This is a genomic window from Symbiopectobacterium sp. RP, assembly GCF_050472005.1.
In the GTDB taxonomy this organism is placed as follows: Bacteria; Pseudomonadota; Gammaproteobacteria; order Enterobacterales; family Enterobacteriaceae; genus Symbiopectobacterium.
Genome location: NZ_JBGOGS010000001.1, coordinates 1,455,312 through 1,481,046, shown reverse-complemented (window position 1 = coordinate 1,481,046; position 25,735 = coordinate 1,455,312). Strand labels below are relative to the sequence as shown.

At 50.8% G+C, this 25,735-nt stretch carries 20 protein-coding genes and 12 pseudogenes; 16 read left to right on the top strand and 16 right to left on the bottom strand.

Translation table 11 applies throughout. From position 1 onward, the window contains the following. Positions 1-67 precede the first annotated feature (67 nt). The 3 genes and pseudogenes from ptrR to ACD630_RS09845 form a co-directional block, all read left to right on the top strand. Positions 68-934, top strand: coding sequence for a putrescine utilization regulator PtrR (gene ptrR / locus ACD630_RS09855; protein WP_430358943.1), 867 nt, complete (start codon positions 68-70; stop codon positions 932-934). Between the two features lie 66 nt (positions 935-1,000). Further along, the gene (locus ACD630_RS09850; RefSeq protein ID WP_430358942.1) at positions 1,001-1,150 is read left to right on the top strand and encodes a hypothetical protein; all 150 of its coding nucleotides are present in this window, start codon (positions 1,001-1,003) and stop codon (positions 1,148-1,150) included. A gap of 13 nt (positions 1,151-1,163) precedes the next feature. Next, positions 1,164-1,943 (top strand): annotated as a pseudogene (locus ACD630_RS09845) (alcohol dehydrogenase catalytic domain-containing protein); the annotation flags it as partial. A gap of 5 nt (positions 1,944-1,948) precedes the next feature. Here the strand turns inward: ACD630_RS09845 and ACD630_RS09840 are convergent. Continuing rightward, a pseudogene (locus ACD630_RS09840) lies at positions 1,949-2,765 on the bottom strand (IS5 family transposase). Between the two features lie 403 nt (positions 2,766-3,168). Here ACD630_RS09840 and ACD630_RS09835 point away from each other — a divergent pair. Both ACD630_RS09835 and ACD630_RS09830 read left to right on the top strand, forming a co-directional pair. Continuing rightward, positions 3,169-4,971 (top strand): AMP-dependent synthetase/ligase, encoded by a 1,803-nt coding sequence (locus ACD630_RS09835; protein WP_430358941.1) that lies wholly within the window; start codon positions 3,169-3,171, stop codon positions 4,969-4,971. A gap of 317 nt (positions 4,972-5,288) precedes the next feature. Further along, positions 5,289-5,729 (top strand): annotated as a pseudogene (locus ACD630_RS09830) (thiamine pyrophosphate-binding protein); the annotation flags it as partial. Here the strand turns inward: ACD630_RS09830 and ACD630_RS09825 are convergent. From ACD630_RS09825 to ACD630_RS09815, 3 genes and pseudogenes are all read right to left on the bottom strand, one after another. Beyond that, positions 5,683-5,826: a hypothetical protein gene (locus tag ACD630_RS09825; protein WP_430358940.1), complete on the bottom strand. Its 144-nt coding sequence runs from the start codon at positions 5,824-5,826 to the stop codon at positions 5,683-5,685. The pseudogene ACD630_RS09830 and the gene ACD630_RS09825 overlap by 47 nt on opposite strands. A gap of 32 nt (positions 5,827-5,858) precedes the next feature. Further along, positions 5,859-6,182 (bottom strand): annotated as a pseudogene (locus tag ACD630_RS09820) (transposase); the annotation flags it as partial. Between the two features lie 25 nt (positions 6,183-6,207). Continuing rightward, on the bottom strand, positions 6,208-6,570 hold the full coding sequence (locus tag ACD630_RS09815) for an IS630 transposase-related protein (RefSeq protein ID WP_430358939.1): 363 nt from the start codon (positions 6,568-6,570) through the stop codon (positions 6,208-6,210). A gap of 36 nt (positions 6,571-6,606) precedes the next feature. Between ACD630_RS09815 and ACD630_RS09810 the strand changes: the two are divergent. Both ACD630_RS09810 and ilvN read left to right on the top strand, forming a co-directional pair. Further along, a pseudogene (locus tag ACD630_RS09810) lies at positions 6,607-6,780 on the top strand (acetolactate synthase 3 large subunit); the annotation flags it as partial. A 2-nt stretch (positions 6,781-6,782) separates the two neighbouring features. Continuing rightward, a complete protein-coding gene (gene ilvN, locus ACD630_RS09805) occupies positions 6,783-7,274 on the top strand; it encodes an acetolactate synthase small subunit (RefSeq protein ID WP_430359972.1) in 492 nt (163 codons plus the stop codon). Between the two features lie 126 nt (positions 7,275-7,400). Here ilvN and ACD630_RS09800 read toward each other — a convergent pair. Further along, positions 7,401-8,324: pseudogene (locus ACD630_RS09800) on the bottom strand (IS5 family transposase). A gap of 203 nt (positions 8,325-8,527) precedes the next feature. Here ACD630_RS09800 and cra point away from each other — a divergent pair. Continuing rightward, positions 8,528-9,532: a catabolite repressor/activator gene (gene cra / locus ACD630_RS09795; RefSeq protein WP_430358938.1), complete on the top strand. Its 1,005-nt coding sequence runs from the start codon at positions 8,528-8,530 to the stop codon at positions 9,530-9,532. Between the two features lie 91 nt (positions 9,533-9,623). Here the strand turns inward: cra and ACD630_RS09790 are convergent, their stop codons facing one another. Continuing rightward, positions 9,624-10,064, bottom strand: a complete 441-nt coding sequence (locus tag ACD630_RS09790) for an L-alanine exporter AlaE (protein WP_430359971.1) — start codon at positions 10,062-10,064, stop codon at positions 9,624-9,626. A 144-nt stretch (positions 10,065-10,208) separates the two neighbouring features. Then, positions 10,209-10,715 carry a single-stranded DNA-binding protein gene (locus ACD630_RS09785; RefSeq protein ID WP_430358937.1) on the bottom strand — a complete coding sequence of 169 codons (507 nt, stop codon included), beginning with the start codon at positions 10,713-10,715 and terminating at the stop codon, positions 10,209-10,211. 306 nt (positions 10,716-11,021) lie between these two features. Here ACD630_RS09785 and uvrA point away from each other — a divergent pair, with 306 nt between their 5' ends. The 3 genes and pseudogenes from uvrA (at position 11,022) to ACD630_RS09770 (ending at position 15,719) form a co-directional block, all read left to right on the top strand. Next, complete coding sequence (uvrA, locus tag ACD630_RS09780) at positions 11,022-13,853, top strand: excinuclease ABC subunit UvrA (protein ID WP_430358936.1); 2,832 nt, start codon at positions 11,022-11,024, stop codon at positions 13,851-13,853. A 241-nt stretch (positions 13,854-14,094) separates the two neighbouring features. Then, positions 14,095-14,718: an IS630 transposase-related protein gene (locus tag ACD630_RS09775; protein ID WP_430358935.1), complete on the top strand. Its 624-nt coding sequence runs from the start codon at positions 14,095-14,097 to the stop codon at positions 14,716-14,718. Positions 14,719-14,794: 76 nt separating this feature from the next. Next, a pseudogene (locus ACD630_RS09770) lies at positions 14,795-15,719 on the top strand (IS5 family transposase). A 51-nt stretch (positions 15,720-15,770) separates the two neighbouring features. Here the strand turns inward: ACD630_RS09770 and ACD630_RS09765 are convergent. The 4 genes and pseudogenes from ACD630_RS09765 to ACD630_RS09750 form a co-directional block, all read right to left on the bottom strand. Continuing rightward, positions 15,771-16,046: pseudogene (locus tag ACD630_RS09765) on the bottom strand (helix-turn-helix domain-containing protein); the annotation flags it as partial. A 151-nt stretch (positions 16,047-16,197) separates the two neighbouring features. Beyond that, on the bottom strand, positions 16,198-16,992 hold the full coding sequence (gene thyA, locus ACD630_RS09760) for a thymidylate synthase (RefSeq protein WP_430358934.1): 795 nt from the start codon (positions 16,990-16,992) through the stop codon (positions 16,198-16,200). Between the two features lie 89 nt (positions 16,993-17,081). Then, positions 17,082-17,939 carry a prolipoprotein diacylglyceryl transferase gene (lgt, locus tag ACD630_RS09755; protein ID WP_430358933.1) on the bottom strand — a complete coding sequence of 286 codons (858 nt, stop codon included), beginning with the start codon at positions 17,937-17,939 and terminating at the stop codon, positions 17,082-17,084. 214 nt (positions 17,940-18,153) lie between these two features. Continuing rightward, positions 18,154-18,519, bottom strand: a complete 366-nt coding sequence (locus ACD630_RS09750; protein ID WP_430358932.1) for a putative PEP-binding protein — start codon at positions 18,517-18,519, stop codon at positions 18,154-18,156. Positions 18,520-18,558: 39 nt separating this feature from the next. Here ACD630_RS09750 and ACD630_RS09745 point away from each other — a divergent pair, with 39 nt between their 5' ends. The 4 genes and pseudogenes from ACD630_RS09745 to ACD630_RS09730 form a co-directional block, all read left to right on the top strand. After that, the gene (locus ACD630_RS09745) at positions 18,559-19,482 is read left to right on the top strand and encodes an IS5 family transposase (RefSeq protein ID WP_430358931.1); all 924 of its coding nucleotides are present in this window, start codon (positions 18,559-18,561) and stop codon (positions 19,480-19,482) included. Positions 19,483-19,538: 56 nt separating this feature from the next. Beyond that, positions 19,539-20,078 (top strand): annotated as a pseudogene (locus ACD630_RS09740) (IS630 family transposase). After that, positions 20,003-20,428, top strand: a complete 426-nt coding sequence (locus ACD630_RS09735; protein WP_430358930.1) for a hypothetical protein — start codon at positions 20,003-20,005, stop codon at positions 20,426-20,428. The pseudogene ACD630_RS09740 and the gene ACD630_RS09735 overlap by 76 nt, the downstream one beginning before the upstream one ends. Before the next feature lie 272 nt (positions 20,429-20,700). Beyond that, positions 20,701-20,918, top strand: a pseudogene (locus ACD630_RS09730) (transposase); the annotation flags it as partial. 29 nt (positions 20,919-20,947) lie between these two features. Here the strand turns inward: ACD630_RS09730 and ACD630_RS09725 are convergent. The 3 genes and pseudogenes from ACD630_RS09725 to ACD630_RS09715 form a co-directional block, all read right to left on the bottom strand. Beyond that, a pseudogene (locus ACD630_RS09725) lies at positions 20,948-22,250 on the bottom strand (IS256 family transposase). Positions 22,251-22,298: 48 nt separating this feature from the next. Then, the gene (locus ACD630_RS09720) at positions 22,299-22,478 is read right to left on the bottom strand and encodes a transposase (RefSeq protein ID WP_430358929.1); all 180 of its coding nucleotides are present in this window, start codon (positions 22,476-22,478) and stop codon (positions 22,299-22,301) included. Beyond that, on the bottom strand, positions 22,462-22,839 hold the full coding sequence (locus tag ACD630_RS09715; protein WP_430358928.1) for an IS630 transposase-related protein: 378 nt from the start codon (positions 22,837-22,839) through the stop codon (positions 22,462-22,464). The genes ACD630_RS09720 and ACD630_RS09715 overlap by 17 nt, the downstream gene beginning before the upstream one ends. 96 nt (positions 22,840-22,935) lie before the next feature. On the opposite strand from ACD630_RS09715, the pseudogene ACD630_RS09710 reads away from it, so the two are divergent. After that, positions 22,936-23,961, top strand: a pseudogene (locus tag ACD630_RS09710) (IS630 family transposase). Between the two features lie 153 nt (positions 23,962-24,114). On the opposite strand, the gene thiD reads toward ACD630_RS09710, so the two are convergent. Then, a complete protein-coding gene (thiD, locus tag ACD630_RS09705) occupies positions 24,115-24,939 on the bottom strand; it encodes a bifunctional hydroxymethylpyrimidine kinase/phosphomethylpyrimidine kinase (RefSeq protein WP_430358927.1) in 825 nt (274 codons plus the stop codon). Then, positions 24,927-25,730 (bottom strand): hydroxyethylthiazole kinase, encoded by an 804-nt coding sequence (gene thiM, locus ACD630_RS09700; RefSeq protein ID WP_430358926.1) that lies wholly within the window; start codon positions 25,728-25,730, stop codon positions 24,927-24,929. Before thiM ends, thiD begins: the two co-directional genes overlap by 13 nt. Positions 25,731-25,735 lie beyond the last annotated feature (5 nt).

Below are 25,735 nucleotides of genomic sequence, written 5' to 3'. Positions count from 1 at the left end.
GACTGAGTTTGTCATTAAAAATGAATAAGTGAATCAAAGTTAGTCTCATAAAAAGAAAGGTAGACTTATGAACCTGACGCAGCTTCGAATGTTCTGTCTGGTGGCGGAAACAGGCTCGGTGGCTCGCGCCGCCGAGTTGTTGCAGCGCGTTCCCTCCAACTTGACGACCCGATTGCGTCAACTGGAACAGGAATTAGGACGCGATCTGTTTATTCGCGAGAAACAGCGGCTGCGCTTGTCCCCGGTGGGGCACAATTTTCTCTGCTATGCAGAACGTATTTTGGCATTGAGTGAAGAAGCGATCAGCATGACACGCGCGGAGGAACCCACCGGCAATTTTCCCTTGGGGGCGATGGAGAGCCTCGCTGTGAGCCATCTGCCCGCGTTGCTGTCGGCCTACCATACACGCTACCCCGCAGTATCTGTCGTCCTGACCTGCTCGGTATCCAGTGATATCGTCGAGCGGGTAAGAGCCGGCACCCTGGCGACCGCGTTGGTAGACGGACCGATACAGGCCGACGAACTTAATGGGTGCGCTGCGTTTGACGAAATACTGGTGCTGGTTTCCGCCCTAGACCATGCGCCGATCGCTCATCCGCAGGATATAGCGGGCAGCACGCTGCTGGCTTTCCGCGCAGGCTGCACTTATCGACACAAATTAGAAAACTGGTTCCATCAGGCAGGCGTTACGCCCGGTCACACGCTTGACGTGACCTCCTATGCAGCGATGCTGGCCTGCGTCGCAAGTGGTGCCGGCGTGGCGTTGTTGCCACTATCGGTGCTGGACGCGCTGGCGGCACGCGATCGGGTACAACGCCATCTTCTGGCTGAGTCGCTTGCTAACGCATCCACCTGGCTGATATGGCGACGAGATGCCTTTGGCCCCAATGTGGAAGCCTTTAAGAAACTGATTATCGAGCAGTTCGATACATAAACGCACTTTCGCCTCTTGCGGGCACTATCGCGAGAGGCCATCCCATTATAGCCAACCGACTTAAAAATGATTACAGCCGATGCCCTGATATGTGGCAAAAAAATACAGCTAATTGTTATCAAAATAATGTCGCTTGGCTATACTGCAACTGCATTACCTATAGGAGCACACCATGAACATGATCAAAACCCGCGCCGCTGTCGCCTAGGGTCCTAATCAGCCGCTCTCGATTGAAGACGTTGATTTGATGCCGCCACAAAAAGGCGAAGTCCTAGTACGTATCGTCGCAACGGGCGTGTGCCACACCGATGCCTATACACTGTCTGGCAAAGATCCGGAAGGCGTATTTCCTGCCATTCTCGGGCACGAAGGCGGCGGTATCGTTGAAGCCATTGGCGAGGGCGTGACCAGCGTTGCCATCGGCGATCACGTAATTCCACTGTATACGCCAGAATGTGGCGAGTGTAAATTTTGTCGCTCCGGCAAAACCAACCTGTGCCAGTCGATTCGTAGCACCCAAGGCAAAGGATTGATGCCGGATGGCACCACGCGTTTCTTTAAAGAGGGTAAGCCGATTTTTCACTACATGGACACCTCCACCTTCGCGGAACTGACGGTAGTGCCTGAAATTTCCCTAGCGAAGATCAATAAGGAAGCGCCGCTGGAAGAAGTGTGCCTGCTCGGCTGTGGCGTAACCACCGGTATGGGTGCCGTACTGAATACGGCCAAGGTGAAACCCGGTGACAGTGTCGCCGTGTTCGGTTTGTGCGGTATCGGCCTGTCGGCGATTATCGGCGCACAGATGGCCGGGGCTGGACGCATCATCGGTATTGATATCAACGCCAGCAAGTTCGATCTGGCCCGTAAACTGGGGGCAACCGATCTGATCAACCCGAAAGATTACGACAAACCGATTCAGGATGTGATTGTTGAGCTGACCGATGGCGGCGTGGACTTCTCATTTGAATGCATTGGTAACGTTAACGTAATGCGTTCCGCACTAGGCTGTGTTCCTTAATTGCGTAACCGGCGGTAAAACAAGCGGATGCAGCCCAGTTTCACCATTGCTAGATAGTTTCTTGCCATTTTTTCATAACGTGTGGCGATCCGTCGATATTCCTTTAAACGGCCAAAACACCTTTCCACAACGTTGCGACGGCGATAAGCATCACGATCAAGTTGCGAGCGTCCATCTGAAGCCAGTTTTTCATTTGATTTTCGGGGAATAACCGTTTTTATCCCTCTTTTTTTCAACTCGTTACGTAGTGCATTCCCAGAGTAGGCTTTGTCAGCCAGTACTGCATGGCCACGACGCTTCATGCTGCCGTTCTGGCGTTGCACGCCAATTCCGTCCAGGAGTCGTAACGCAAACAGGCTTTCGTGACCCTGCCCAGCACTCAGTACGATGTTTAGCGGGATGCCGCTTCCGTCAGTCGCCATGTGGATTTTGGTGCCATAACCACCTCGTGAGCGACCCAGGCTATTATCGTTGGTAATATCGAGATGTTTTTTTGAGCGCACGGATATTACTGCCATCCAGCGCAGTGGCTGAGCAGTCAACAAGTCCATGAGCATCAAGAAATGAAAGTAACTTATTGAAAATAATGTTAATGATTCAAGACTTTGAGCATCTATTGAAACAGTTATAAACGATTTTCCATGGGCCGTAACGTTCAGGTAAATCACGCCATGGTGCACCTGAACACAGTATCCAGAACATGCCGTTGAAGATTTTTCGATGTTCTCGGGCGGCCCGCGGAGATGTCAAAACGGTTGGCAACAAGGGCTCAATGATTGCCCATGCTTCATCAGAAAGATCGTAGCGAGCCATAATCAAAAGTGTCGTAGAAACAGATGGATACTATAGCTCAAGCAATTAAGGGACACAGCCTAGTAGGAAAGTGTGTTTGAACATGATATCTCGTCTGATCCGGCTAGCTGTAAAATTTGCCATATACCGCTCAATCGCGGGAATGGCATCGCTCGTGCTCTTATTGGTACTTGATTCTTGTGGGTATGTCAAGCACTTGTGATCATCGAACGGTGTTTGTTCCCGGTCGCGACGAAACCGTTTGCGTTGCCGTCATCACGTGGGGCGCGCAAATGGGCAGATGTGCGTGGCGTCAACCTTCCATCATGTCAATGTGAAAGATCGTTGCGGTTTCTGGCAAGATCAGTAGACTGCGCCAAAATAATAAACAGTTGTACGCTGAAATTTCCCAGGCTCATTTTTTATGTCTACCCATTTGTCGCAATACCACTTGGTTGAACGCATCCAACACCAGATTGCTCATTGTTCCGGCCGTACCGCACTGCGTGAATGGTACGCCTCTGACGAAATGCAGCTTACCTGGTTTCAGGCCGGTGCGCGTATTCGTCGCATTGCCAGTGCACTGCTCTCGCTGGGGATTGATGCCCAAGAGCGTGTCGCGTTGTTCTCTCATAATTCCCTCAACTGGTCGCTGGCAGATCTCGCGACGCTGTACGTGCGTGGCGTGACCGTCCCGATTTATGCCACCAACACGGCGACACAGGCTGCGTTTATCATCAATGACGCGGATATTCGCACCATTTTTGTTGGTTCTCAGCCTCAGTATGATGCGATATTGGCGCTGCTGCCGGAGTGTCCGCAGCTTAAGCGCATCATCGTGCTCGATGATAATGTGAATCTGCATCACTGCCCGTTTGCGCTGACGCTGGCGGCGTTTGAGGCCGATGTGGATGACGCCTACTGGCAGCCTGCGCTGCAACAGCGCATTGATGAGCGTAATCTGGACGATCTCTTCACGTTGATCTACACCTCCGGCACGACCGGTGAGCCGAAAGGGGTGATGCTGGATTACGCCAACATGGCGATGGTGCTGAAGTTGCACGATGAGCGCCTGTGTGTGTCGCAGGACGATATCTCTCTGAGCTTCCTACCGCTCTCTCACGTGTTTGAGCGCGCCTGGTCGTTTTACATGATGCACACCGGTGCACAAAACGTCTATTTGACCGACACCAATCTGGTACGCAATGCGATGCAGGCCGTTTCACCGACGGTGATGTGTGCGGTGCCGCGTTTCTACGAGAAAGTGTATAGCGCCATTCACGAAAAAGTCGCGCAGGCACCCTGGCATCGTCGCACGCTGTTTAACTGGGCCATCGCGCAGGGACGCAAGGCGTTTCTGGCTCGTATTTCAGGTAAATCACGTTCACCGTTGCATGCGCTACTGCATCGCTTCGCCGATCGACTGGTGCTGACCAAGCTGCGCCACCTGCTGGGCGGTAAGATTCGCTTTATGCCTGCGGCTGGCGCGCATCTGGATGAGAATATCATTCTGTTTTTCCAGTCGATGGGCGTGCGCGTTATTTACGGTTACGGCATGACGGAAACCTGCGCCACGGTATCGTGCTGGGAAGCGGATAATGTGCGGCTGGGTTCGATCGGCACGCCGCTACCGGGTATCGAAGTGCGCATTGGTGACGAAAACGAAATACAGGTGCGCGGCGCTACGCTGATGCGCGGTTATTTCCGCCGTCCGCAGGAAACTGCTGAAGCCTTCACCGCCGATGGCTGGCTGAAAACCGGTGACGCCGGGAAGCTGGATGCCGAGGGTAACCTGTATATCACCGAGCGCCTGAAAGACTTGATGAAAACCTCCTGCGGAAAATATATTGCGCCGCAGCACTTGGAAGGCACCTTGGGTCAAGACCGCTTTATCGAACAGGTGGCGGTGATTGCCGATGCGCGCAAATACGTGTCTGCGTTGATTGTGCCTTGCTTTGAAGCACTGGAGGAGTACGCGGTATCGGCCAACCTCAAGTATCACGATCGCCTCGAATTGTTACGCCATAGCCACATTATCGAACTGTTTGAACAGCGTCTGCGTGAGATGCAAAAAGAGCTGTCACGTGTCGAACAGGTTAAGCGCTTTACCCTGCTGGCTTCCCCTTTCTCCATGGAGAGCGGGGAGTTAACGCCGACATTAAAACTGCGACGTAAGATCATCGTCCAGCGCTATCAGCTGGAAATTGATGCCATGTACGGCGAATAACCCAGAGTCACTTGCAGCGGATGAGGTACACGAATTTTTAACTTTATTTGCTGAAAATTTCCCGCTGCAATTGGCTGTCATCGCGAAATAATCACTACCCGCGATGACGCCGTTTAGCGTTTTATCTCAGTCGAACCCCTTCTGGCGGTGTAAACCCGTTTCCACTTGTTTGTTCCTCGCTTCACCCTTGTTTGCCTGTGCCATCGTCTAACGTTATGGTAATCGGCTATATTCAAATTCTGGATAAGACAATGACGCGTGTCGCGCTGTGATGCCAGTGCCGCGATGCCGCTCTCAGAACGAAAAGAGGCAATCCCATGGAGATGTTGTCAGGCGCCGAGATGGTGGTTCGATCGTTGATCGATCAGGGCGTGAAATATGTGTTCGGGTATCCGGGCGGGGCAGTATTGGATATTTACGATGCGCTACACACCGTGGGCGGTATTGACCATATTCTGGTGCGCCACGAGCAGGGTGCAGTGCACATGGCCGATGGTTACGCGCGCGCCACCGGTGATGTCGGCGTGGTGCTGGTCACCTCGGGTCCGGGTGCCACCAATGCGATTACCGGTATTGCCACCGCTTATATGGACTCCATCCCGATGGTGGTGTTGTCTGGGCAGGTAGCCACCTCGATTATCGGTTACGACGCGTTTCAGGAATGCGACATGGTCGGCATTTCTCGTCCGGTGGTGAAGCACAGTTTCTTGGTCAAACAGGCTGAAGATCTGCCCACGGTGCTGAAAAAGGTGTTCTATAGCCAACCGACTTAATTTTGATTGCACCATATGGACTGAGAACAAAATCTCTGTATCGCAACCACTCTCTCTTTTTTTGCTTTTTGCTTGTGCCCATTTATGCTCAATGGGGTTAAGATCTGGCGAATATGTAGGCAAATACTCCAGCATACACCCTGCATCGATGATGACTTGTTGAATATTATGTTTTTTGTGAAAAGTTGCATTGTCCATCACGATTACCCTGTTTTTAGGGAGTACTGGGATAAGGACTTGTGTGACCCAGGAATAGAAAACATCGCTGTTAATATTGATATCAAATAATCCGATAGCAAACAGCGTTGTGCCTAATAACGCGCCGATAACATTTGTTCTTCCCTTGGCTCTCCCGTTCTTCAGGCCAAAACACCGTTGACCTTTTGGGGAATAGCCGTGAGTCCGTGGGGTATCGTGTGGAAAACCACTTTCATCAATAAAAACAATAGGTTTTCCTTCTTTTTCATACAGTTGTTTTTTTGTTGAAATGCTTGCCGGGCGCTTTCGTCGGCTTTCGGATGACGTAGAGTTTTTTATAGGTCAATCCCAGCTTTTTAAGAGCTTGCCAAATGGCCTTCTGACAAACGCCAAAACGCTCTGCACGTTCTTTTTGGTAAGCATCTGGATATGGTTCAACATCTTTCATCAACTCGGATTTATCGATCTTTCGCTGACGCGTGGTCGATGCTTTTGACGCTATTTGATTAATCCAACGCGATACAGAGGCAGGGCCAATCCGAAATTGCTTCGCTGTTTCTCGGATACTCAACCCTTCTTCTTCCCGTGTAGATATCACTTTACGTCTAAAATCAATTGAATAGCTCATTTAAATAATGCAATCAAAATTAAGTCGTTTAGCTATATTGCCATTACGTCGCCGCAGGAATTGGAAAGCAAGCTGAGCGAAGCGCTGGCGGTGAAAAATCGTCTGGTGTTTGTGGATATCACTATCGACAGCAGTGAACACGTTTATCCGATGCAGGTACGCGGTGGCGGCATGGATGAAATGTGGTTAAGCAAAACGGAGAGGACCTGATCATGCGCCGGATTTTATCTGTATTATTGGAAAACGAATCTGGGGCATTGTCGCGTGTTGTCGGCCTGTTTTCCCAGCACGGGTATAATATCGAAAGCCTGACGGTGGCACCAACCGACGATCCAACGCTGTCGCGTATGACCATTCAGACGGTGGGCGATGCCAAGGTTATCGAACAGATTGAGAAGCAGCTGCACAAGCTGGTTGACGTGCTGCGCGTGAGCGAACTGGGGCAGGGTTCGCACGTTGAGCGTGAAATCATGCTGGTTAAACTGCAGGCCACGGGTTATGGCCGGGAAGAAGTGAAACACAGCACGGAAATTTTCCGTGGACAGATTGTGGATGTCACGGCAACGCTCTACACCGTGCAATTGGCGGGCACCAGTGACAAATTGGATGCGTTTCTGAGCGCGGTGCGTGACGTGGCTGAGATTATCGAGGTGCCGCGTTCGGGTATTGTCGGCGTATCACGCGGCGATAAGATTATGCGCTAATTTTCCTTCCGCTGATCTATGATAAAGAGGTTCACTGTGTCGGTGAGCTTTTTATTTTTCTCTCTATAACCGGCTTTGTTGAATAAATCAGAACTTGTAACAACTGCGCCCCATACGGGTCGATTGTTACGTGATGCGAATACTGTTCGGCATTCCTAATAGCGTGATCAGGTTAAGCGCTTTGACCATGGCCATGGCTTCACCCACCTGACCATCGTAGTCTCTCAGACTTAGATGACCACCCAGAAGCCTTTTGAACCGGAACATGGCCGTTTCAGCCACTGAGCGCCGGTGATAGCCCACTTTCTTTTTCCAGATAGCGTTACTACCGCTAATGCGCTGATTTGCAACAGCGGGGTTACGCTCGTGGTAGCGATCTTGCCAATCTTGCGCCCCCCTTCGTGGCGGGATAAGCGGCCTTATTTTCTTCCTCAGCAGAGCATCATAGCAGTAAACTGTATCCTAAGCGCCGTTAGCCGATGCCTCTCTGATTTTCCGGTGGGTCTGGTTTATCAGCGCCGGTAGAGCTTGGGCATCAGTCGTACCACTGAGCGACAAATCCGCACAGATAATCTCATGCGTCACACTGTCTACTGCCAGGTGCAGCTTACGCCATACCCTGCGTCTGTCGGCACCATGCTGCCGGACTTTCCATTCGCCTTCGCCAAAGACCTTCAGGCCGGTTCCATCAATGACCAGATGTGAGATTTCACCACGGGTTGGCGTTTTTATGCTGATGTTCACTGTCTTTGCTCGCTTGCTGAGCAGCGAATAGTCTGGACAATGGAGCGACAATTTAATCAGTTTAAAAATCGAGTCACCAAAGCCCTGTAAAGCCCTCAATGAAAGGCCAAACACGCGTTTCATCATCAGGACTGTGGTGATGGCCATATCTGAGTAGTGGAGCGGTCGTCCACGCCGTTCAGTAGTGTTTTTTTCCGTCCATGCAGCAATGGCTGATTCATCTAGCCATACGGTTAGAGAAGCGCGCTGCTTGAGGGCCTTGTTATAAGAGGGCAAGTTGGTGATTTTAAAATTTTGTTTTGCCATGGAGACCTGATTTTGAAACAACTGTGTTGATCTGCTCCGATGATTACCCAAAAGTTCTATTTATTCAACAAAGCCTCTATAACCCTGAACAACAATAAAGCGGTTGCTGATTGCCAGCTTCTGCGGTTAGATCTATACGATATCCATGCTTAAAATATGGACATCCTTATTTTTTATTTTCCAGCTTATTTAAAGGGGCTAACGTGAAACTGGATGAAATCGCGCGCCTTGCGGGCGTTTCACGCACTACTGCCAGCTACGTTATCAATGGCAAGGCCAAACAATACCGCGTCAGTGATAAAACGGTAGAAAAAGTGATGTCGGTGGTGCGTGAGCATAATTATCATCCCAATGCGGTGGCTGCTGGATTACGCGCTGGGCGTACCCGTTCTATCGGGCTGGTGATTCCGGATCTGGAAAACACCAGCTATACCAAAATTGCCAATTATCTGGAGTGTCAGGCGCGTCAGCGCGGTTATCAATTGCTGATTGCCTGCTCTGAAGATCAGCCGGATAACGAGATGCGCTGCATTGAGCATCTGCTGCAGCGTCAGGTTGATGCCATTATCGTGTCGACAGCGTTGCCTCCGGAGCATCCGTTCTATCAGCGTTGGGCTGGAGACAGCTTGCCGATTATCGCGTTGGATCGCGCGTTGGATCGCGAACATTTCACAAGTGTAGTGGGTGCCGATTGTGAGGATGCGGAAATGCTGGCGCAGGAACTGCGCAAGATTCCAGCGGAGTCAGTGCTCTACCTCGGGGCGTTACCGGAACTTTCGGTGAGTTTCCTGCGCGAACAAGGGTTTCGTATGGCGTGGGCAGAGGATCCGCGTCAGGTGAATTTCCTTTATGCCAACAGCTACGAACGCTCAGCGGCAGCGACGGCGTTTGAAGAGTATTTGCAGCATCACCCGATGCCGCAGGCGCTATTCACTACCTCGTTTCCGCTGTTGCAAGGGGTGATAGATATTGCGCTGAAGCAGAGCGGACGGCTGCCGAACAATTTGGCGATTGCCACGTTTGGTGACAACGAACTGCTCGATTTCCTCGAGTGCCCGGTGCTCTCCGTGGCGCAACGTCATCGCGAAGTGGCTGAGCGAGTGTTGGTGTTGGTGCTGGCAAGCCTCGATGAACCTAAGAAGCCCAAGCCCGGTTTGACGCGCATTCGGCGCAGTCTCTATCGGCGCGGTTCACTCAGTCGTCGTTAGTTTGGGATTATTCCTAATAAAAAGCCATCCGGTATCAGGATGGCTTTTTTGTTGCCTGTATTTGGCGGTAGTTGCGGTCTCGGCCTGACGTTCAGCCCGGTACGGCGACGCGAAACAGACGGCGGCAGTAATCGAGAAAATAGCCGTAGGCGACACCCATTACCATAGATATCAACACATTGCTGGTTACTGCTGCGACGATCTGCTGTGGATTGGCACCAATAAACCACAGGATGGCAACATACACCGGTGATTGAAAGCTGACGTAGGCAAACAGGTCTGCCAGATTTTTTACCCAAGTACCGTGCGTCATGAAGTGCTGAGACAGACGCAGGATACGATCGCGGTACAGGCCGTAGGGCCAAGCAATAACAATATTAACGGGGATCGACACCAGTCGCGAAGAGAGCGACTGCTGGAAGCTCATGCCAGACAGCAAGATCTCAATCAGCATACTCGTTATAAAACAGTAGATTACCATAGCGACTGTGTCCGCTACCGCACTACGCAATCGGGATTCAGGGGAGAACATGCAGAGAGACTCCGTTATAGCCAAGCGACATTATTTTGATAACAATTAGCTGTATTTTTTTGCCACATATCAGGGCATTGGCTGTAATCATTTTTAAGTCGGTTGGCTATATTTCAACATGAATGTTTTTGCTGAACCAACAACTTAAAACGGAATATCGTCGTCAAAGTCCATCGGAGCATTGTTCTGTTGACGCGGTGCTTGCTGTGCGCCGCCGCTGAAGGTCTGACTACCCTGAGGCTGCTGCGGTTGTCCCAAGCCACCCTGCGGTGCGTTGTTGCCTGCCGGGGCACCACCGCCCTGACGGCCGCCCAGCATCTGCATGGAGCCGGAAATGTCTACCACTACTTCCGTGGTATAACGATCCTGCCCGCTCTGATCCTGCCATTTACGCGTGCGCAGCTGACCTTCAATATACACCTGTGAGCCTTTGTGCAGGTATTCTCCAGCCACTTCAGCCAGCTTTCCGTACAGCGTGACGCGGTGCCATTCTGTGCGCTCTTTCTGCTCACCGGTCTGCTTGTCGCGCCAAGTATCTGACGTTGCCAGAGTCAGGTTAGCAACGGCACCACCGTTCGGCAGATAACGGACTTCCGGGTCTTGCCCCAGATTCCCGACAAGAATCACTTTATTAACGCCTCTGCTGGCCATGCTTGTGTCTCCTGATGAGTCAATACGTAAAGTCTAAGCCAGAAATCATAACATGCCTGCACTGTGCTGAGTACCCGCGATGTCGCATCCACACTTTTTTTATTGGTTACATTGTTGCATTAGAGTACTGGATATTTATTCAGTTTTTTGTTAGCCTGTTTCTTCTGCTTGTCCCCCCACTGAGCCGCCATCTGCGGTGCTAAAAAACGCAGCGGGTGTTTTTTTGTGTCATAATTGCACGTTTCGTACCGGTTATCTCCGCCTGCGGGATGATGAAAAATAGCGTTAACTCCGGGATGTATGTGAATGGATAAGATCGAAGTTCGTGGTGCCCGTACTCATAACCTCAAAAATATCAATCTGATAATTCCGCGCGATAAACTGATTGTGGTCACCGGGCTGTCGGGGTCCGGTAAATCGTCACTGGCGTTTGATACCCTGTATGCGGAAGGGCAGCGGCGCTACGTTGAATCGTTGTCTGCCTATGCGCGCCAGTTTCTCTCTTTAATGGAGAAGCCGGACGTCGATCATATCGAAGGGTTGTCACCGGCGATTTCCATTGAGCAAAAATCCACGTCCCATAACCCGCGCTCAACCGTGGGCACTATCACCGAGATTCACGACTATTTGCGTCTGCTCTTTGCCCGCGTGGGTGAGCCGCGCTGTCCGGATCACGATGTGCCGCTGGCGGCGCAGACCGTCAGCCAGATGGTGGATAACGTGCTGGCACAGCCGGAAGGTACTCGCCTGATGCTGCTCGCCCCCATTGTTAAAGATCGCAAAGGGGAGCACACCAAAACGCTGGAAAACCTGGCGACACAAGGTTATATCCGCGCCCGTATCGACGGCGAGGTGTGCGATCTTTCCGATCCGCCCAAGCTGGAATTACAGAAGAAACACACCATTGAGGTAGTCGTCGATCGTTTCAAAGTGCGTGAGGATTTGGCACAGCGTCTGGCGGAATCGTTTGAAACCGCGCTGGAGCTTTCCGGCGGTAGCGCTATTGTGGCGGATATGGATGATAGCAAGCAGCCCGAACTGCTGTTTTCCGCCAATTTCGCATGTCCGCAGTGTGGCTATAGCATGCATGAGCTGGAGCCGCGCATGTTCTCGTTCAACAATCCGGCTGGCGCTTGTCCGAGCTGTGATGGGTTGGGCGTGCAGCAGTTTTTCGATCCGGCACGTGTGGTGCAAAACGGTGAGCTGTCGTTGGCCGGCGGTGCGATTCGAGGCTGGGATCGACGTAACTTTTACTATTTTCAGATGCTGCGTTCATTGGCGGAGCATTATCGTTTTGATGTCGAGGCACCCTACGACAGCCTGAGTGAAAAAATTCGTCACGTCATTCTGTACGGTTCCGGTAAAGACACTATCGAGTTCAAATACATCAACGATCGTGGCGATACGTCCGTGCGACGCCATCCTTTCGAAGGCGTGTTGAACAGCATGGAACGGCGTTACAAGGAAACCGAATCAAGCGCAGTGCGCGAAGAACTGGCCAAGTTTATTAGTAACCGTCCTTGTGCCAGTTGCAGCGGTACGCGTCTGCGTAAGGAAGCGCGCCATGTGTTTGTCGAACAGACCACGCTGCCGCAGATTTCCGACATGAGCATCGGCCATGCGATGACGTTCTTCCAAAACATGAAGCTAAGTGGTCAGCGCGCGCAGATTGCTGAAAAAGTGTTGAAGGAGATCGGCGATCGCCTGAAATTCTTGGTGAACGTGGGATTGAACTACCTGTCGCTGTCGCGTTCTGCCGAAACGCTTTCCGGCGGTGAAGCACAGCGTATCCGACTGGCGAGCCAAATTGGTGCCGGGCTGGTGGGGGTGATGTATGTACTGGATGAACCTTCCATTGGCTTGCACCAGCGGGATAACGAACGCCTGTTGGAGACATTGATCCACCTACGCAATCTGGGCAACACAGTGATTGTAGTGGAGCATGATGAAGACGCCATTCGCGCGGCGGATCATGTGATTGATATCGGACCGGGGGCGGGGGTGCACGGCGGCCAGGTGGTAGCGGAAGGCTCAGTAGAACAGATCATGGCGGTGCCAGAATCGTTGACCGGCCAGTACCTGAGCGGTGAGCGAAAAATCTTAGTGCCGTCACAACGAGAGCCTGCCGATCCTACCAAAGTGCTGAAGCTGGTGGGGGCCAAAGGCAACAACCTGAAAGATGTCACGCTGACGCTACCCGTCGGGCTGTTCACCTGTATCACCGGTGTTTCTGGTTCCGGCAAATCGACGCTGATTAACGATACGCTGTTTCCGCTGGCGCAACGTCAGCTCAATGGCGCAACGCTGGCGGAACCGGCACCGTACCGTGAGATTCACGGCCTTGAACATTTTGATAAGGTGATCGATATCGATCAAAGTCCGATTGGGCGCACACCGCGTTCCAACCCGGCGACCTACACAGGCGTATTTACCCCCATCCGTGAACTTTTTGCCGGTGTGCCAGAAGCGAGAGGCCGCGGATACAACCCTGGGCGCTTTAGTTTCAACGTGCGCGGCGGGCGCTGTGAGGCCTGTCAGGGCGATGGCGTTATCAAAGTGGAGATGCACTTCCTGCCGGATATCTATGTGCCGTGCGATCAGTGCAAAGGCAAACGCTATAACCGTGAAACGTTGGAAATCAAATACAAGGGTAAAAGCATTCACGAAGTGCTGGAAATGACCATTGAAGAGGCGCGTGACTTCTTTGATGCTATTCCTGCCTTGGCGCGTAAGCTGCAAACCCTTATCGATGTGGGGCTTTCTTATATTCGTCTTGGGCAGTCGGCGACCACACTCTCCGGCGGTGAAGCACAGCGTGTGAAACTGTCCCGTGAGTTGTCCAAGCGAGGAACGGGGCAAACCCTGTATATTCTTGACGAGCCAACCACCGGGCTACATTTTGCCGATATTCAGCAATTGTTGGACGTGTTGCACCAGTTGCGCGATCAGGGAAACACCATTGTGGTGATTGAGCACAATCTGGATGTGATTAAAACCGCAGACTGGATTGTGGACCTTGGTCCGGAAGGGGGCTGCGGTGGCGGTCAAATACTGGTGTCCGGCACCCCGGAGACGGTTGCCAATTGCGAAGCATCGCACACTGCCCGTTTCCTCAAACCGATATTGGCGCGCAAGTAGTGCTGTTCACAACGCCCGGTATTGCGCTGGGCGTCGTGATTATAAGGCTATTCACGTTTACTTTTTATTTCGATAAACACCGCTTTCGTTGTCGTCCTGTTATTTCACGCTATTTTTCTTAGCGACAAATATCCTTTCTACAAGAATCACACGAGAAATATTTTCTATTTTCTCTGCATCTGACACGGTGCTTACCCTATTAAATATAGCCAAACGACTTAATTTTGATTGCATTATTTAAATGAGCTATTCAATTGATTTTAGACGTAAAGTGATATCTACACGGGAAGAAGAAGGGTTGAGTATCCGAGAAACAGCGAAGCAATTTCGGATTGGCCCTGCCTCTGTATCGCGTTGGATTAATCAAATAGCGCCAAAAGCATCGACCACGCGTCAGCGAAAGATTGATAAATCCGAGTTGATAAAAGATGTTGAACCATATCCAGATGCTCACCAAAAAGAACGTGCAGAGCGTTTTGGCGTTTGTCAGAAGGCCATTTGGCAAGCTCTTAAAAAGCTGGGATTGACCTATAAAAAAACGCTACGTCATCCGAAAGTCGACGAAAGCGCCCGGCAAGCATTTCAACAAAAAATACAACAGTATGAAAAAGAAGGAAAACCTATTGTTTTTATTGATGAAAGTGGTTTTCCACACGATACCCCACGGACTCACGGCTATTCCCCAAAAGGTCAACGGTGTTTTGGGCTGAAGAACGGGGGAGCCAAGGGAAGAACAAATGTTATCGGCGCGTTATTAGGCACAACGCTGTTTGCTATCGGATTATTTGATATCAATATTAACAGCGATGTTTTCTATTCCTGGGTCACACAAGTCCTTATCCCAGTACTCGGCTTTGTTGAATAATGGCTTTGTTGAATAAATAGAACTTTTGGGTAATCATCGGAGCAGATCAACACAGTTGTTTTAAAATCAGGTCTCCATGACAAAACAAAATTTTAAAATCACCAACTGGCCCTCTTATAACAAGGCCCTCAAGCAGCGCGCTTCTCTAACCGTATGGCTAGATGAATCAGCCATTGCTGCATGGACGGAAAAAAACACTACTGAACGGCGTGGACGACCGCTCCACTACTCAGATATGCCCATCACCACAGTCCTGATGATGAAACGCATGTTTGGCCTTTCATTGAGGGCTTTACAGGGCTTTGGTGACTCGATTTTTAAACTGATTAAATTGTCGCTCCATTGTCCAGACTATTCGCTGCTCAGCAAGCGAGCAAAGACAGTGAACATCAGCATAAAAACGCCAACCCGTGGTGAAATCTCACATCTGGTCATTGATGGAACCGGCCTGAAGGTCTTTGGCGAAGGCGAATGGAAAGTCCGGCAGCATGTTGCCGACAGACGCAGGGTATGGCGTAAGCTGCACCTGGCAGTAGACAGTGTGACGCATGAGATTATCTGTGTGGATTTGTCGCTCAGTGGTACGACTGATGCCCAAGCTCTACCGGCGCTGATAAACCAGACCCACCGGAAAATCAGAGAGGCATCGGCTGACGGCGCTTAGGATACAGTTTACTGCTATGATGCTCTGCTGAGGAAGAAAATAAGGCCGCTTATCCCGCCACGAAGGGGGGGCGCAATATTGGCAAGAGCACTACCACGAGCGTAACCACGCTGTTGCAAATCAGCGCATTAGCGGTAGTAACGCTATCTGGAAAAAGAAAGTGGGCTATCACCGGCGCTCAGTGGCTGAAACGGCCATGTTCCGGTTCAAAAGGCTTCTGGGTGGTCATCTAAGTCTGAGAGACTACGATGGTCAGGTGGGTGAAGCCATGGCCATGGTCAAAGCGCTTAACCTGATCACGCTATTAGGAATGCCGAACAGTATTCGCATCACGTAACAATCGACCCGTATGGGGCGCAGTCGTTACAAGTTCTGATTTATTCAACAAAGCCGTCCGGTGCTGCCCATGGGGCGGGAACTCAATAGCATAATCAACAACCGTGCGTTCAGTGGCTTCGTCGGCGCGGTTCTTCAGGTTCGGAACCCGGCGGTTCTGGTTAACCAGCACATCAATGCCGCCTTCAGCAGCCAGTTCCTGATAACGGTAAAATGTATAGCGTGACACGCCCATGCTCTTGCAGGCTTTTGATACGTTACCGAGTTCTTCGGCGAGATTGAGCAGGCCGGCTTTGTGTTTGATAATGGGATTGTTAGTATGAAGCATGAGAGTTACCTCGTGTTTTGTTTAAGGATTAGACACCCATATCAAAACCGGTAACTCTCAACCTTTCAAGGTCCAGTGTCAGATCTAGTCGCGACTAATACACATTAAGGCCGCCGAAGCAGCCTTGATAGCAGAAATACAGAATCGCCGATTAAATCGCCACCGGTGCCTTGATAGCAGGATGCGGATCGTAGCCTTCTATTTCGAAATCGTCGAACTGATAGTCAAACAGCGAGGCAGGACGGCGTTTAATGACCAATTTCGGCAGCGCTTTTGGCTCACGGCTTAGTTGCAAATGCGTCTGCTCCATATGGTTGTTGTACAGATGGGTGTCACCACCGGTCCAGACAAAGTCGCCGACTTCAAGGTCGCACTGCTGCGCCATCATATGCACCAGCAGTGCATAACTGGCAATATTGAACGGCAGACCGAGGAACACATCACACGAGCGCTGGTAAAGCTGACAGGAAAGTTTGCCATCCGCCACGTAGAACTGGAAAAACGCATGGCACGGTGCCAGCGCCATTTGATCTAACTCACCCACGTTCCAAGCAGAAACAATGATACGGCGTGAATTTTGATCCCGCTTTAACTGTTGCAGCACGGTTTGCAGTTGGTCAATTTGGCGACCATCCGCCGCACCCCAAGCGCGCCACTGCTTACCGTATACCGGCCCAAGATCGCCATTCTCATCGGCCCATTCATCCCAAATGCTAACTTTATTGTCGTGCAGATAGCCAACGTTGGTGTCACCGTTGAGGAACCACAACAGCTCGTGAATGATTGAGCGCAGATGGCAGCGCTTGGTGGTCACCAGCGGAAAACCGTCTTGCAGATTGAAACGCATCTGGTGGCCGAAAATCGATAAGGTTCCGGTGCCGGTTCTGTCTCCCTTCGGCGTTCCCTCATCAAGCACTTTCTGCATCAATTCCAGATACTGTTTCATTTCACCCTCACTACGCGATTAAAAAATTCACCGTGCAGCCTCCCGCTGATGTCAGCAAGGACGCCGCTCACGGCAAGTTATTGCTGTTTTTACGCCTTACGACGATAGGCCCAAACCATCATAAGGATACCGGCAAACACCATCGGCAGCGATAGAATCTGTCCCATGCTGATGAAATTACCGAACAGTCCAAGCTGAGCGTCCGGCTGACGGAAAAATTCGGTGACAATGCGGAACACACCGTAGCCAATCAAAAACAAGCCGGAAACTCTGCCCATTGGGCGCGGTTTACGAATAAACAGATTTAACAGAATAAACAGCGCAATACCTTCCAGCGCCATCTGATAAAGCTGGGAGGGATGGCGCGGCAACATGCCGTATTGATTGAAAATCGCCTGCCATTGAGGGTTGGTTACCGCCAGCATCAAATCTTCGCTGCGCGCTCCGGGGAACAGCATCGCCCACGGCGTATCGGTAGTGACGCGGCCCCACAGTTCGCCGTTGATAAAGTTACCCAAGCGCCCAGCACCCAGCCCGAAAGGAATCAGCGGAGCGATAAAATCGGCAACCTGAAAGAAGTGGCGCTTGGTACGACGGGCAAACCACAGCATGACGCAAATCACCCCAACCAGACCGCCGTGGAACGACATACCGCCATCCCACACTTTGAACAGGTAAAGCGGGTTGCTGATGAACGAGGGGAAAGCATAGAACAGGACATACCCCAGACGACCGCCCACGAACACCCCGAGGAATCCGAGGTAGAGCAGGTTTTCCACTTCTTCTTTCGTCCAGCCGCTACCCGGTTTATTCGCCCGGCGCACCGCCAGCCACATGGCAAACACAAAGCCCAGCAGATACATCAGCCCATACCAATGGAGCGAAACGGGTCCAAGGGAGAAAATCACCGGATCAAATTGAGGAAACGCCAAGTAACTCGTTGTCATCGATCACCACATGCTTGTTTGTTTTATCTCACGACGTTGTTTATCCCACGGTACGGGAAGTCGTAAAAGGGGAAACCTTGTTTGCCAGCGCCCTCTCAGCATTAACGCCTTGCGCACTGGCGGCGGTTGCGCATGATAGCACAGAGCAGTAGCTACGCAGCGTGCAAGCTCAGGAAAAGTTATGTAAACAGGATGTTACCATTGACACACTTTGTCAGCGCCCACCGCGGGCCAACGCCCTCAAACCGCGCTCTTCGAGGAAAAGTGCAATCCACTGGCGAACTTCGCTGGCGCTACGCGCCGCCAATAGATGTTGGGCCAGCGCTTGTACCTCAGTCAGCACCAATTGACGCAGCAGGTATTTTACCCGCGCGACGCTACGACCATTCATACTGAATGTGCGATAGCCCAACCCGGTCAATACCAGCGATCCCATGGCCTCACCGGCCATTTCGCCACAGACAGAGACTTCAAGATCAAGACGTTGGCATTCGCGAGCGATACCTGCCAGCGCCTGCAACATGGACGGATGCAGGCTGTCATAGGCTTTGTTGAATAAATAGAATTTTTGGGTAATCATCGGAGCAGATCAACACAGTTGTTTCAAAATCAGGTCTCCATGGCAAAACAAAATTTTAAAATCACCAGCTGGCCCTCTTATAACAAGGCCCTCAAGCAGCGCTGTTCTCTAACCGTATGGCTAGATGAATCAGCCATTGCTGCATGGACGGAAAAAAACACTACTGAACGGCGTGGACGACCGCTCCACTACTCAGATATGACCATCACCACAGTCCTGATGATGAAACGCGTGTTTGGCCTTTCATTGAGGGCTTTACAAGGCTTTGGTGACTCGATTTTTAAACTGATTAAATTGTCGCTCCATTGTCCAGACTATTCGCTGCTCAGCAAGCGAGCAAAGACAGTGAACATCAGCATAAAAACGCCAACCCGTGGTGAAATCTCACATCTGGTCATTGATGGAACCGGCCTGAAGGTCTTTGGCGAAGGCGAATGGAAAGTCCGGCAGCATGGTGCCGACAGACGCAGGGTATGGCGTAAGCTGCACCTGGCAGTAGACAGTGTGACGCATGAGATTATCTGTGCGGATTTGTCGCTCAGTGGTACGACTGATGCCCAAGCTCTACCGGCGCTGATAAACCAGACCCACCGGAAAATCAGAGAGGCATCGGCTGACGGCGCTTACGATACAGTTTACTGCTATGATGCTCTGCTGAGAAAGAAAATAAGGCCGCTTATCCCGCCACGAAGGGGGGCGCAATATTGGCAAGATCGCTACCACGAGCGTAACCACGCTGTCGCAAATCAGCGCATTAGCGGCAGTAACGCTATCTGGAAAAAGAAAGTGGGCTATCACCGGCGCTCAGTGGCTGAAACGGCCATGTTCCGGTTCAAAAGGCTTCTGGGTGGTCATCTAAGTCTGAGAGACTATGATGCTCAGGTGGGTGAAGCCATGGCCATGGTCAAAGCGCTTAACCTGATCACGCTATTAGGAATGCCGAACAGTATTCGCATCACGTAACAATCGACCCGTATGGGGCGCGGTCGTTACAAGTTCTGATTTATTCAACAAAGCCATTGACCTATAAAAAAACTCTACGTCATCCGAAAGCCGACGAAAGCGCCCGGCAAGCATTTCAACAAAAAATACAACAGTATGAAAAAGAAGGTAAGCCTATTGTTTTTATTGATGAAAGTGGCTTTCCACACGATACCCCACGGACTTACGGCTATTCCCAAAAAGGTCAACGGTGTTTTGGCCTGAAGAACGGGGGAGCCAAGGGAAGAACAAATGTTATCGGCGCTTTATTAGGCACAACGCTGTTTGCTATCGGATTATTTGATATCAATATTAACAGCGATGTTTTCTATTCCTAGGTCACACAAGTCCTTATCCCAGTACTCCCTAAAAACAGGGTAATCGTGATGGACAATGCAACTTTTCACAAAAAACATAATATTCAACAAGTCATCATCAATGCAGGGTATATGGTGGAGTATTTGCCTACATATTCGCCAGATCTTAACCCCATTGAGCATAAATGGGCACAAGCAAAAAGCAAAAAAAGAGAGAGTGGTTGCGATACAGAGATTTTGTTCTCAGTCCATATGGTGTAATCAAAATTAAGTCGCTTGGCTATAACAGCGACAAAGATAAAAAAATGATTTTTGATTACCTCCTTAAAAATCCAGCGAGCCATTTGTTTAGTAGCGACAATATCCGTTGTCAAGGTGATTACATTTATTTCAACAAGCCTATTTCACTGGTTCGACAGGGTGACGATCTCTTATTTATCAGCAATCCTATGGAAGGAAGGGCGATCTCTAGGGTGAAGATTGATGCACGTAGTGGAACCGGTGGGGAGTTCCGTGGTGAAACCGGCATGAAGGTTTTGCGAGACAAAACGCTAACATTCACGATGTCTGGCAGATCTATGCCAAAAAATGACCGCAAATCCGCAACGTAATATCAAGGCGATGCAAACAGGAAACGCTCTCGCTAATGCATTTAATGCGAATAAAAAAGAGGCCGCATTTTTACTGTATGGACAACACAGAGATCTTTTTAATGCATTCGTTACGGTGACGGGGGATTGCGTTTCTAAGTTCGACTATGCAGCTCTGGCCCATCCGACCCAATGGTACAGCGCTGAGGTGAGCAGAGAAAATGTGCATTCTAGGCTGTGTCCCTTAATTGCTTGAGCTATAGTATCCATCTGTTTTTACGACACTTTTGATTATGGCTCGCTACGATCTTTCTGATGAAGCATGGGCAATCATTGAGCCCTTGTTGCTAACCGTTTTGACATCTCCGCGAGCCGGCCGTGGGCAGAACATCGAAAAATCTTCAACGGCATGTTCTGGATACTGTGTTCAGGCGCACCATGGCGTGATTTACCTGAACGTTACGGCCCATGGAAAACCGTTTATAACCGTTTCAATAGATGGTCAAGAGCCTGTTTAAGATTTTGTGTAAATGCCTTTCCTCAGAAGTGACCGTCAAGGCGGTCACCGAACTCGATAATAAAGCGACTCATTGCCATACGCCAGTCCTGTAAGGGCATCGTCCATTTCTGTGATGCCGCTTGGATTGCCAGCCATACGACCTTCTTCACCGAGTCATCAGTCGGGAACACCTTGCGTTTCTTGATTGCATGCCGGAGCACGCTGTTCAGTGATTCTATAGCGTTCGTCGTGTAGATTATAGCCAACCGACTTAAAAATGATTACAACAGATGCCCTGATATGCGGCAAAAAAGCATAGCTGGCTGTTATCAAAATAATGTCGCTTGGCTATACCTTGCGAAGTTCCTGCGGGTACGAGAAGAATGTCGACAGGTTGGCCCAGTTTGACTGCCAGCTCCGGCTTATCTGCGGATAGCGGTGATCCCATGTCCCACCGAACGTCTCCAGCGCCTGAAGCGCGGCCTCTTCGGTTGGAGCCTGATACACTGCTTTGAGGTCGCGTGTTACCGCCTTATAGTCCTTTCAGGCAACGAAGCGCAGACTGTTGCGCACCATGTGCACGATGCACAACTGGATGCGGGCTTCCGGGTAGACCGTGTTGATGGCATCCGGGAACCCTTTCAGGCCGTCCACACAGCCAATGAGGATGTCGGTCAGGCCACGGTTTTTCAGTTCTTTCAGCACGTTCAGCCAGAACTTTGCACCTTCATTTTCGGCCAGCCACATCCCCAGTAGCTCTTTCTGGCCTTCGATATTGATACCCAGCGCCAGGAACACAGACTTATTGATAACGCGGCTGTCCTGCCAGACTTTCAGAACGATACAGTCAAGGTAAACAATGGGATAAACCGCATCCAGGGGACGATTTTGCCATTCAACAACCTGCTCCATAACGTCATCGGTGACCTTCGATACCAGGGCGGGTGAGACATCCGCGTCATACAGTTCTTTGAACGCAGCGGCAATTTCGCGGGTGGTCATCCCTTTGGCATACAACGATAAAATCTGCTTATCCATCCCGGTGAGCCGGGTCTGGTTCTTCTTCACCAGTTGCGGTTCAAAGGAAGCATCACGATCGCGTGGTGTACGCAGTTCCAGCGAACCATCGCCGGTGGTAACACTCTTTGTGGAGTAGCCATTGCGCGTGTTAGTTCCAGATTTGGACTGGAGCTTCTCATGCCCGAGGTGATGGGTCATTTCAGCATTAAGGGCAGCTTCAACGCAGATCTTTTTCAGCAGGCGATCAAACGGGTTGAGAGCGTCAGGGGTTTTGAGATTTTTGGCCAGCTCGTTAGCCAGAGCCTGTAACTGTTTTTCGTCCATAAAGTAACCTGCTTTTGATGTTGGATTGAACATATAAAAACCAGGCAATTACACAATCTCGTGTACAGGCTCTAATAAAGCGCCGATAACATTTGTTCTTCCCTTGGCTCCCCCGTTCTTCAGCCCAAAACACCGTTGACCTTTTGGGGAATAGCCGTGAGTCCGTGGGGTATCGTGTGGAAAACCACTTTCATCAATAAAAACAATAGGTTTACCTTCTTTTTTCATACTGTTGTATTTTTTGTTGAAATGCTTGCCGGGCGCTTTCGTCGGTTTTCGGATGACGTAGCGTTTTTTTATAGGCCAATCCCAGCTTTTTAAGAGCTTGCCAAATGGCCTTCTGACAAACGCCAAAACGCTCTGCACGTTCTTTTTGGTAAGCATCTGGATATTGTTCAATACCTTTTATCCACTCGGATTTATCGCTCTTTCGCTGACACGTGGTCGATGCTTTTGACGCTATTTGATTAATCCAACGCGATACAGAGGCAGGACCAATCCGAAATTGCTTCGCTGTTTCTCGGATACTCAACCCTTCTTCTTCCCGTGTAGATATCACTTTACGTCTAAAATCAATTGAATAGCTCATTTAAATAATGTAATCAAAATTAAGTTGTTTAGCTATATACCCGTGATCATTGAAGATGCTTGATTTTGCGCGGTAAGAAGATCATGCTCACCCACTATGAAGATATTTATTACCGACAAGCAAAAAGTTGAACTCGAACACCTTCATGACACCAGTCGTGATAAGCGTGTTTGTGATCGCATCAAAGCCGTCCTGCTGGCCTCCGAAGGCTAGAGCTCTGCGATGATTGCGCAAGCTCTGCGTCTGCACGAAACGACGGTAAACCAACATATCAACGATTACGTCAACACTCGCAAACTTAAACCTGAAAACGGTGGGTCTGCAAGTCGGCTTTGTACTGAAAAGACTGCGCTCTTAATCAGCTAGTTATCTCAACATCTCTTCCATCATACCCACGACATCGTGGCTTATGTCGAACATCGCTGGGCTATCCAATTCAGTATTCCCGGCATGAACAAGTGGTTGCACCGTCATGGTTTCTCCTACAAAAAACCGGCGGGCGTCCCCCATAAATTCAGTGAAGAAAATCAGAAGCATTTCATTGAATATTATGAGAATTTAAAGAAAACAGCCGGCAATGAGACGATTCTGTTTATCGATGCGGTTCATCCGACACAAGCCACAAAGCTCAGTTATGGATGGATACGAAAAGGGCATAAAAAGTCAGTTAAAACAACGGGAAGTCGAACCCGTCTGAATATACTGGGTGCGCTGAATCTGAGCGATATCGGCGGTACGCTTATTCACGATTACAAAACAATTAATGACTACAACATTGCTCGTTTTTTCATTGAGATACGCAAACGTTACCCTGATTACCGACAGAGAATCCATGTAATACTGGACGGTGCGGGTTATCACCGAGCCCAATTGATTAAGGATTGGGCCTTTGTCGTGAACATAGAGCTTCACTATTTACCGCCTTACAGTCCGAATCTGAACGCGATAGAACGCCTGCGGAAAGTGATGAATGAGCATACACGGAATAATCGCTATTTTGAAAACACCCGCGATTTTCGGGATGCAATATTCAATTTTTTCACCAATACGCTACCAGAAATAGCGGACTCGCTGACGTCCAGAATTCACGATCGTTTTCAGGTGCTCAAACCTGCATCTTGAGGTTTATTGGGTATATTGCGTCAGTGCTGTTGTGCCATTTGTTATTGCTCAACAGGTTTACCGCCAGGATCATCTCTTTCTGATCCCACCGGCATCAAGCCTCAACTTCAATGTCGGCGGCCTATAGCCGCCGACCGCTTTACACTTAACGCGCTACCACCATTGATGAAAATGATGCACTGGGCCAATCCCCTGCCCCACCTCCAATGAATCCGCCGCCAGTAATGCATGCTGGAGGTAATGCTTCGCTGCTTGCACCGTATTTTCCCAATCGTGGTGGCGGGGGCGTAGCGCCGTCAGCGCCGCAGACAACGCACATCCTGTACCATGAGTGTGGTGGGTGTTTACCCGTGGTGCGCAGAAACGTTGCGGTGCATGCCCACGTTGAAACAGCCAATCCGGACTCTCCGTGTCACTCAAGTGCCCCCCCTTGATCAACACCGCCTGGCATCCCATCTCCAGCAACCCCTGCCCTTGAGCTTTCATCTCTCTTTCTGTCGTCGCCGCATTGCACGCCAACAGCGCCGCCGCCTCCGACAGATTAGGGGTTATTAGTGAGACGCGCGGCAACAGCGTCTCACGAATCGCGGCGACCGCTTCAGGCGCCAGTAACGGATCGCCGCTTTTTGCCAGCATCACCGTGTCCAGCACAATATAAGGGACAGCATAGCGTTGCAGGCGTTCAGCAACGGCTTCAACAATATCACTTTGCGCCAGCATGCCGATCTTCGCGCTATCAATACGCACATCGCTCAATACAGAATCCAGTTGAGCCGCCACAAAGTCAGGTTCGATACGATAAACCGACTGCACACCCTGAGTATTTTGCGCCACCAGCGCAGTGATCACGCTGGTGCCATAGGCGCTCAGGGCAGAGAAGGTTTTTAGATCGGCCTGGATCCCGGCTCCACCGCTGGGATCGGTGCCTGCTATCGTTAACGCATTTATTCGGAGTGCGTTCTCTTTTATAAGGCACATGTCTGAGCCTCCTGAGGCAATAGCGCAAGCGCATCCAAAAATGCAGGTGTAAAACTGCCTGGCCCGTTGGACTGCGCGGCGGCACGCCCCCCTGCGTGCGCCATTACTGCACAGGCTGTCGCAACTTGAGACAACGCGTCTTCACCGCGGGCGCAGAATGCGGCAACGACGGCGGAGAGTGCACACCCGGTACCCACTACACGTGTCATCACCGGATGGCCACCGTTTATCGCCCAAACGCGCACACCGTCCGTGACGTAGTCCACCTCTCCCGTCACCGCCACCACGGTTGACCAGCACGCCGCCAGTTCGCGAGCGGCCGGGATGGCAGTAAAGGAAGCGTCATGGCTGTCAACGCCTCGGCCCTGCGAAGCGACGCCAGACAGCGCGATAATTTCCGAAGCATTACCGCGAATCGCCGCCGGTTTGCAAGGCAGCAATTCGCGCACAAAATCGGTGCGAAAGCGCAACCCGCCAACCGCGACAGGATCCAGCACCCAAGGTTTTCCCGCTTGATTAGCGCTATGTACAGCGGCCAACATAGCATCGGCACGCGTTGATTCTAAGGTGCCTACATTAATCAGAAGTGCATCGGCCAACGCAGCAAACTGTGCCGCCTCGCCCGGATCCACCACCATCGCCGGGGATGCCCCAAGCGCCAGCAACACATTGGCGGTAAAAGACTGGACCACATCGTTGGTCAGGCAATGGACTAACGGCGAAGCCGTTGAGAAATCGTGCAAAACTGCCGCAGCGTGGGCAGCAGAAAAATCGGTGTGCAGGTCGCTCATTATCA

Coding starts and splice junctions, on each gene's coding strand:
- ACD630_RS09850 (WP_430358942.1), top strand. CDS start 1,001: ATGATTACAGCCGATGCCCTGATATGTGGCAAAAAAATACAGCTAATT.
- lgt (WP_430358933.1), bottom strand. CDS start 17,939: ATGACAACGAGTTACTTGGCGTTTCCTCAATTTGATCCGGTGATTTTC.
- ACD630_RS09745 (WP_430358931.1), top strand. CDS start 18,559: ATGGCAAAACAAAATTTTAAAATCACCAGCTGGCCCTCTTATAACAAG.
- thyA (WP_430358934.1), bottom strand. CDS start 16,992: ATGAAACAGTATCTGGAATTGATGCAGAAAGTGCTTGATGAGGGAACG.
- ptrR (WP_430358943.1), top strand. CDS start 68: ATGAACCTGACGCAGCTTCGAATGTTCTGTCTGGTGGCGGAAACAGGC.
- ilvN (WP_430359972.1), top strand. CDS start 6,783: ATGCGCCGGATTTTATCTGTATTATTGGAAAACGAATCTGGGGCATTG.
- uvrA (WP_430358936.1), top strand. CDS start 11,022: ATGGATAAGATCGAAGTTCGTGGTGCCCGTACTCATAACCTCAAAAAT.
- ACD630_RS09750 (WP_430358932.1), bottom strand. CDS start 18,519: ATGATTACCCAAAAATTCTATTTATTCAACAAAGCCTATGACAGCCTG.
- ACD630_RS09720 (WP_430358929.1), bottom strand. CDS start 22,478: ATGAAAAAAGAAGGTAAACCTATTGTTTTTATTGATGAAAGTGGTTTT.
- ACD630_RS09835 (WP_430358941.1), top strand. CDS start 3,169: ATGTCTACCCATTTGTCGCAATACCACTTGGTTGAACGCATCCAACAC.
- ACD630_RS09775 (WP_430358935.1), top strand. CDS start 14,095: ATGAGCTATTCAATTGATTTTAGACGTAAAGTGATATCTACACGGGAA.
- ACD630_RS09825 (WP_430358940.1), bottom strand. CDS start 5,826: ATGGGCACAAGCAAAAAGCAAAAAAAGAGAGAGTGGTTGCGATACAGA.
- ACD630_RS09735 (WP_430358930.1), top strand. CDS start 20,003: ATGGGCACAAGCAAAAAGCAAAAAAAGAGAGAGTGGTTGCGATACAGA.
- ACD630_RS09790 (WP_430359971.1), bottom strand. CDS start 10,064: ATGTTCTCCCCTGAATCCCGATTGCGTAGTGCGGTAGCGGACACAGTC.
- thiM (WP_430358926.1), bottom strand. CDS start 25,730: ATGAGCGACCTGCACACCGATTTTTCTGCTGCCCACGCTGCGGCAGTT.
- ACD630_RS09715 (WP_430358928.1), bottom strand. CDS start 22,839: ATGAGCTATTCAATTGATTTTAGACGTAAAGTGATATCTACACGGGAA.
- ACD630_RS09785 (WP_430358937.1), bottom strand. CDS start 10,715: ATGGCCAGCAGAGGCGTTAATAAAGTGATTCTTGTCGGGAATCTGGGG.
- thiD (WP_430358927.1), bottom strand. CDS start 24,939: ATGTGCCTTATAAAAGAGAACGCACTCCGAATAAATGCGTTAACGATA.
- ACD630_RS09815 (WP_430358939.1), bottom strand. CDS start 6,570: ATGAGCTATTCAATTGATTTTAGACGTAAAGTGATATCTACACGGGAA.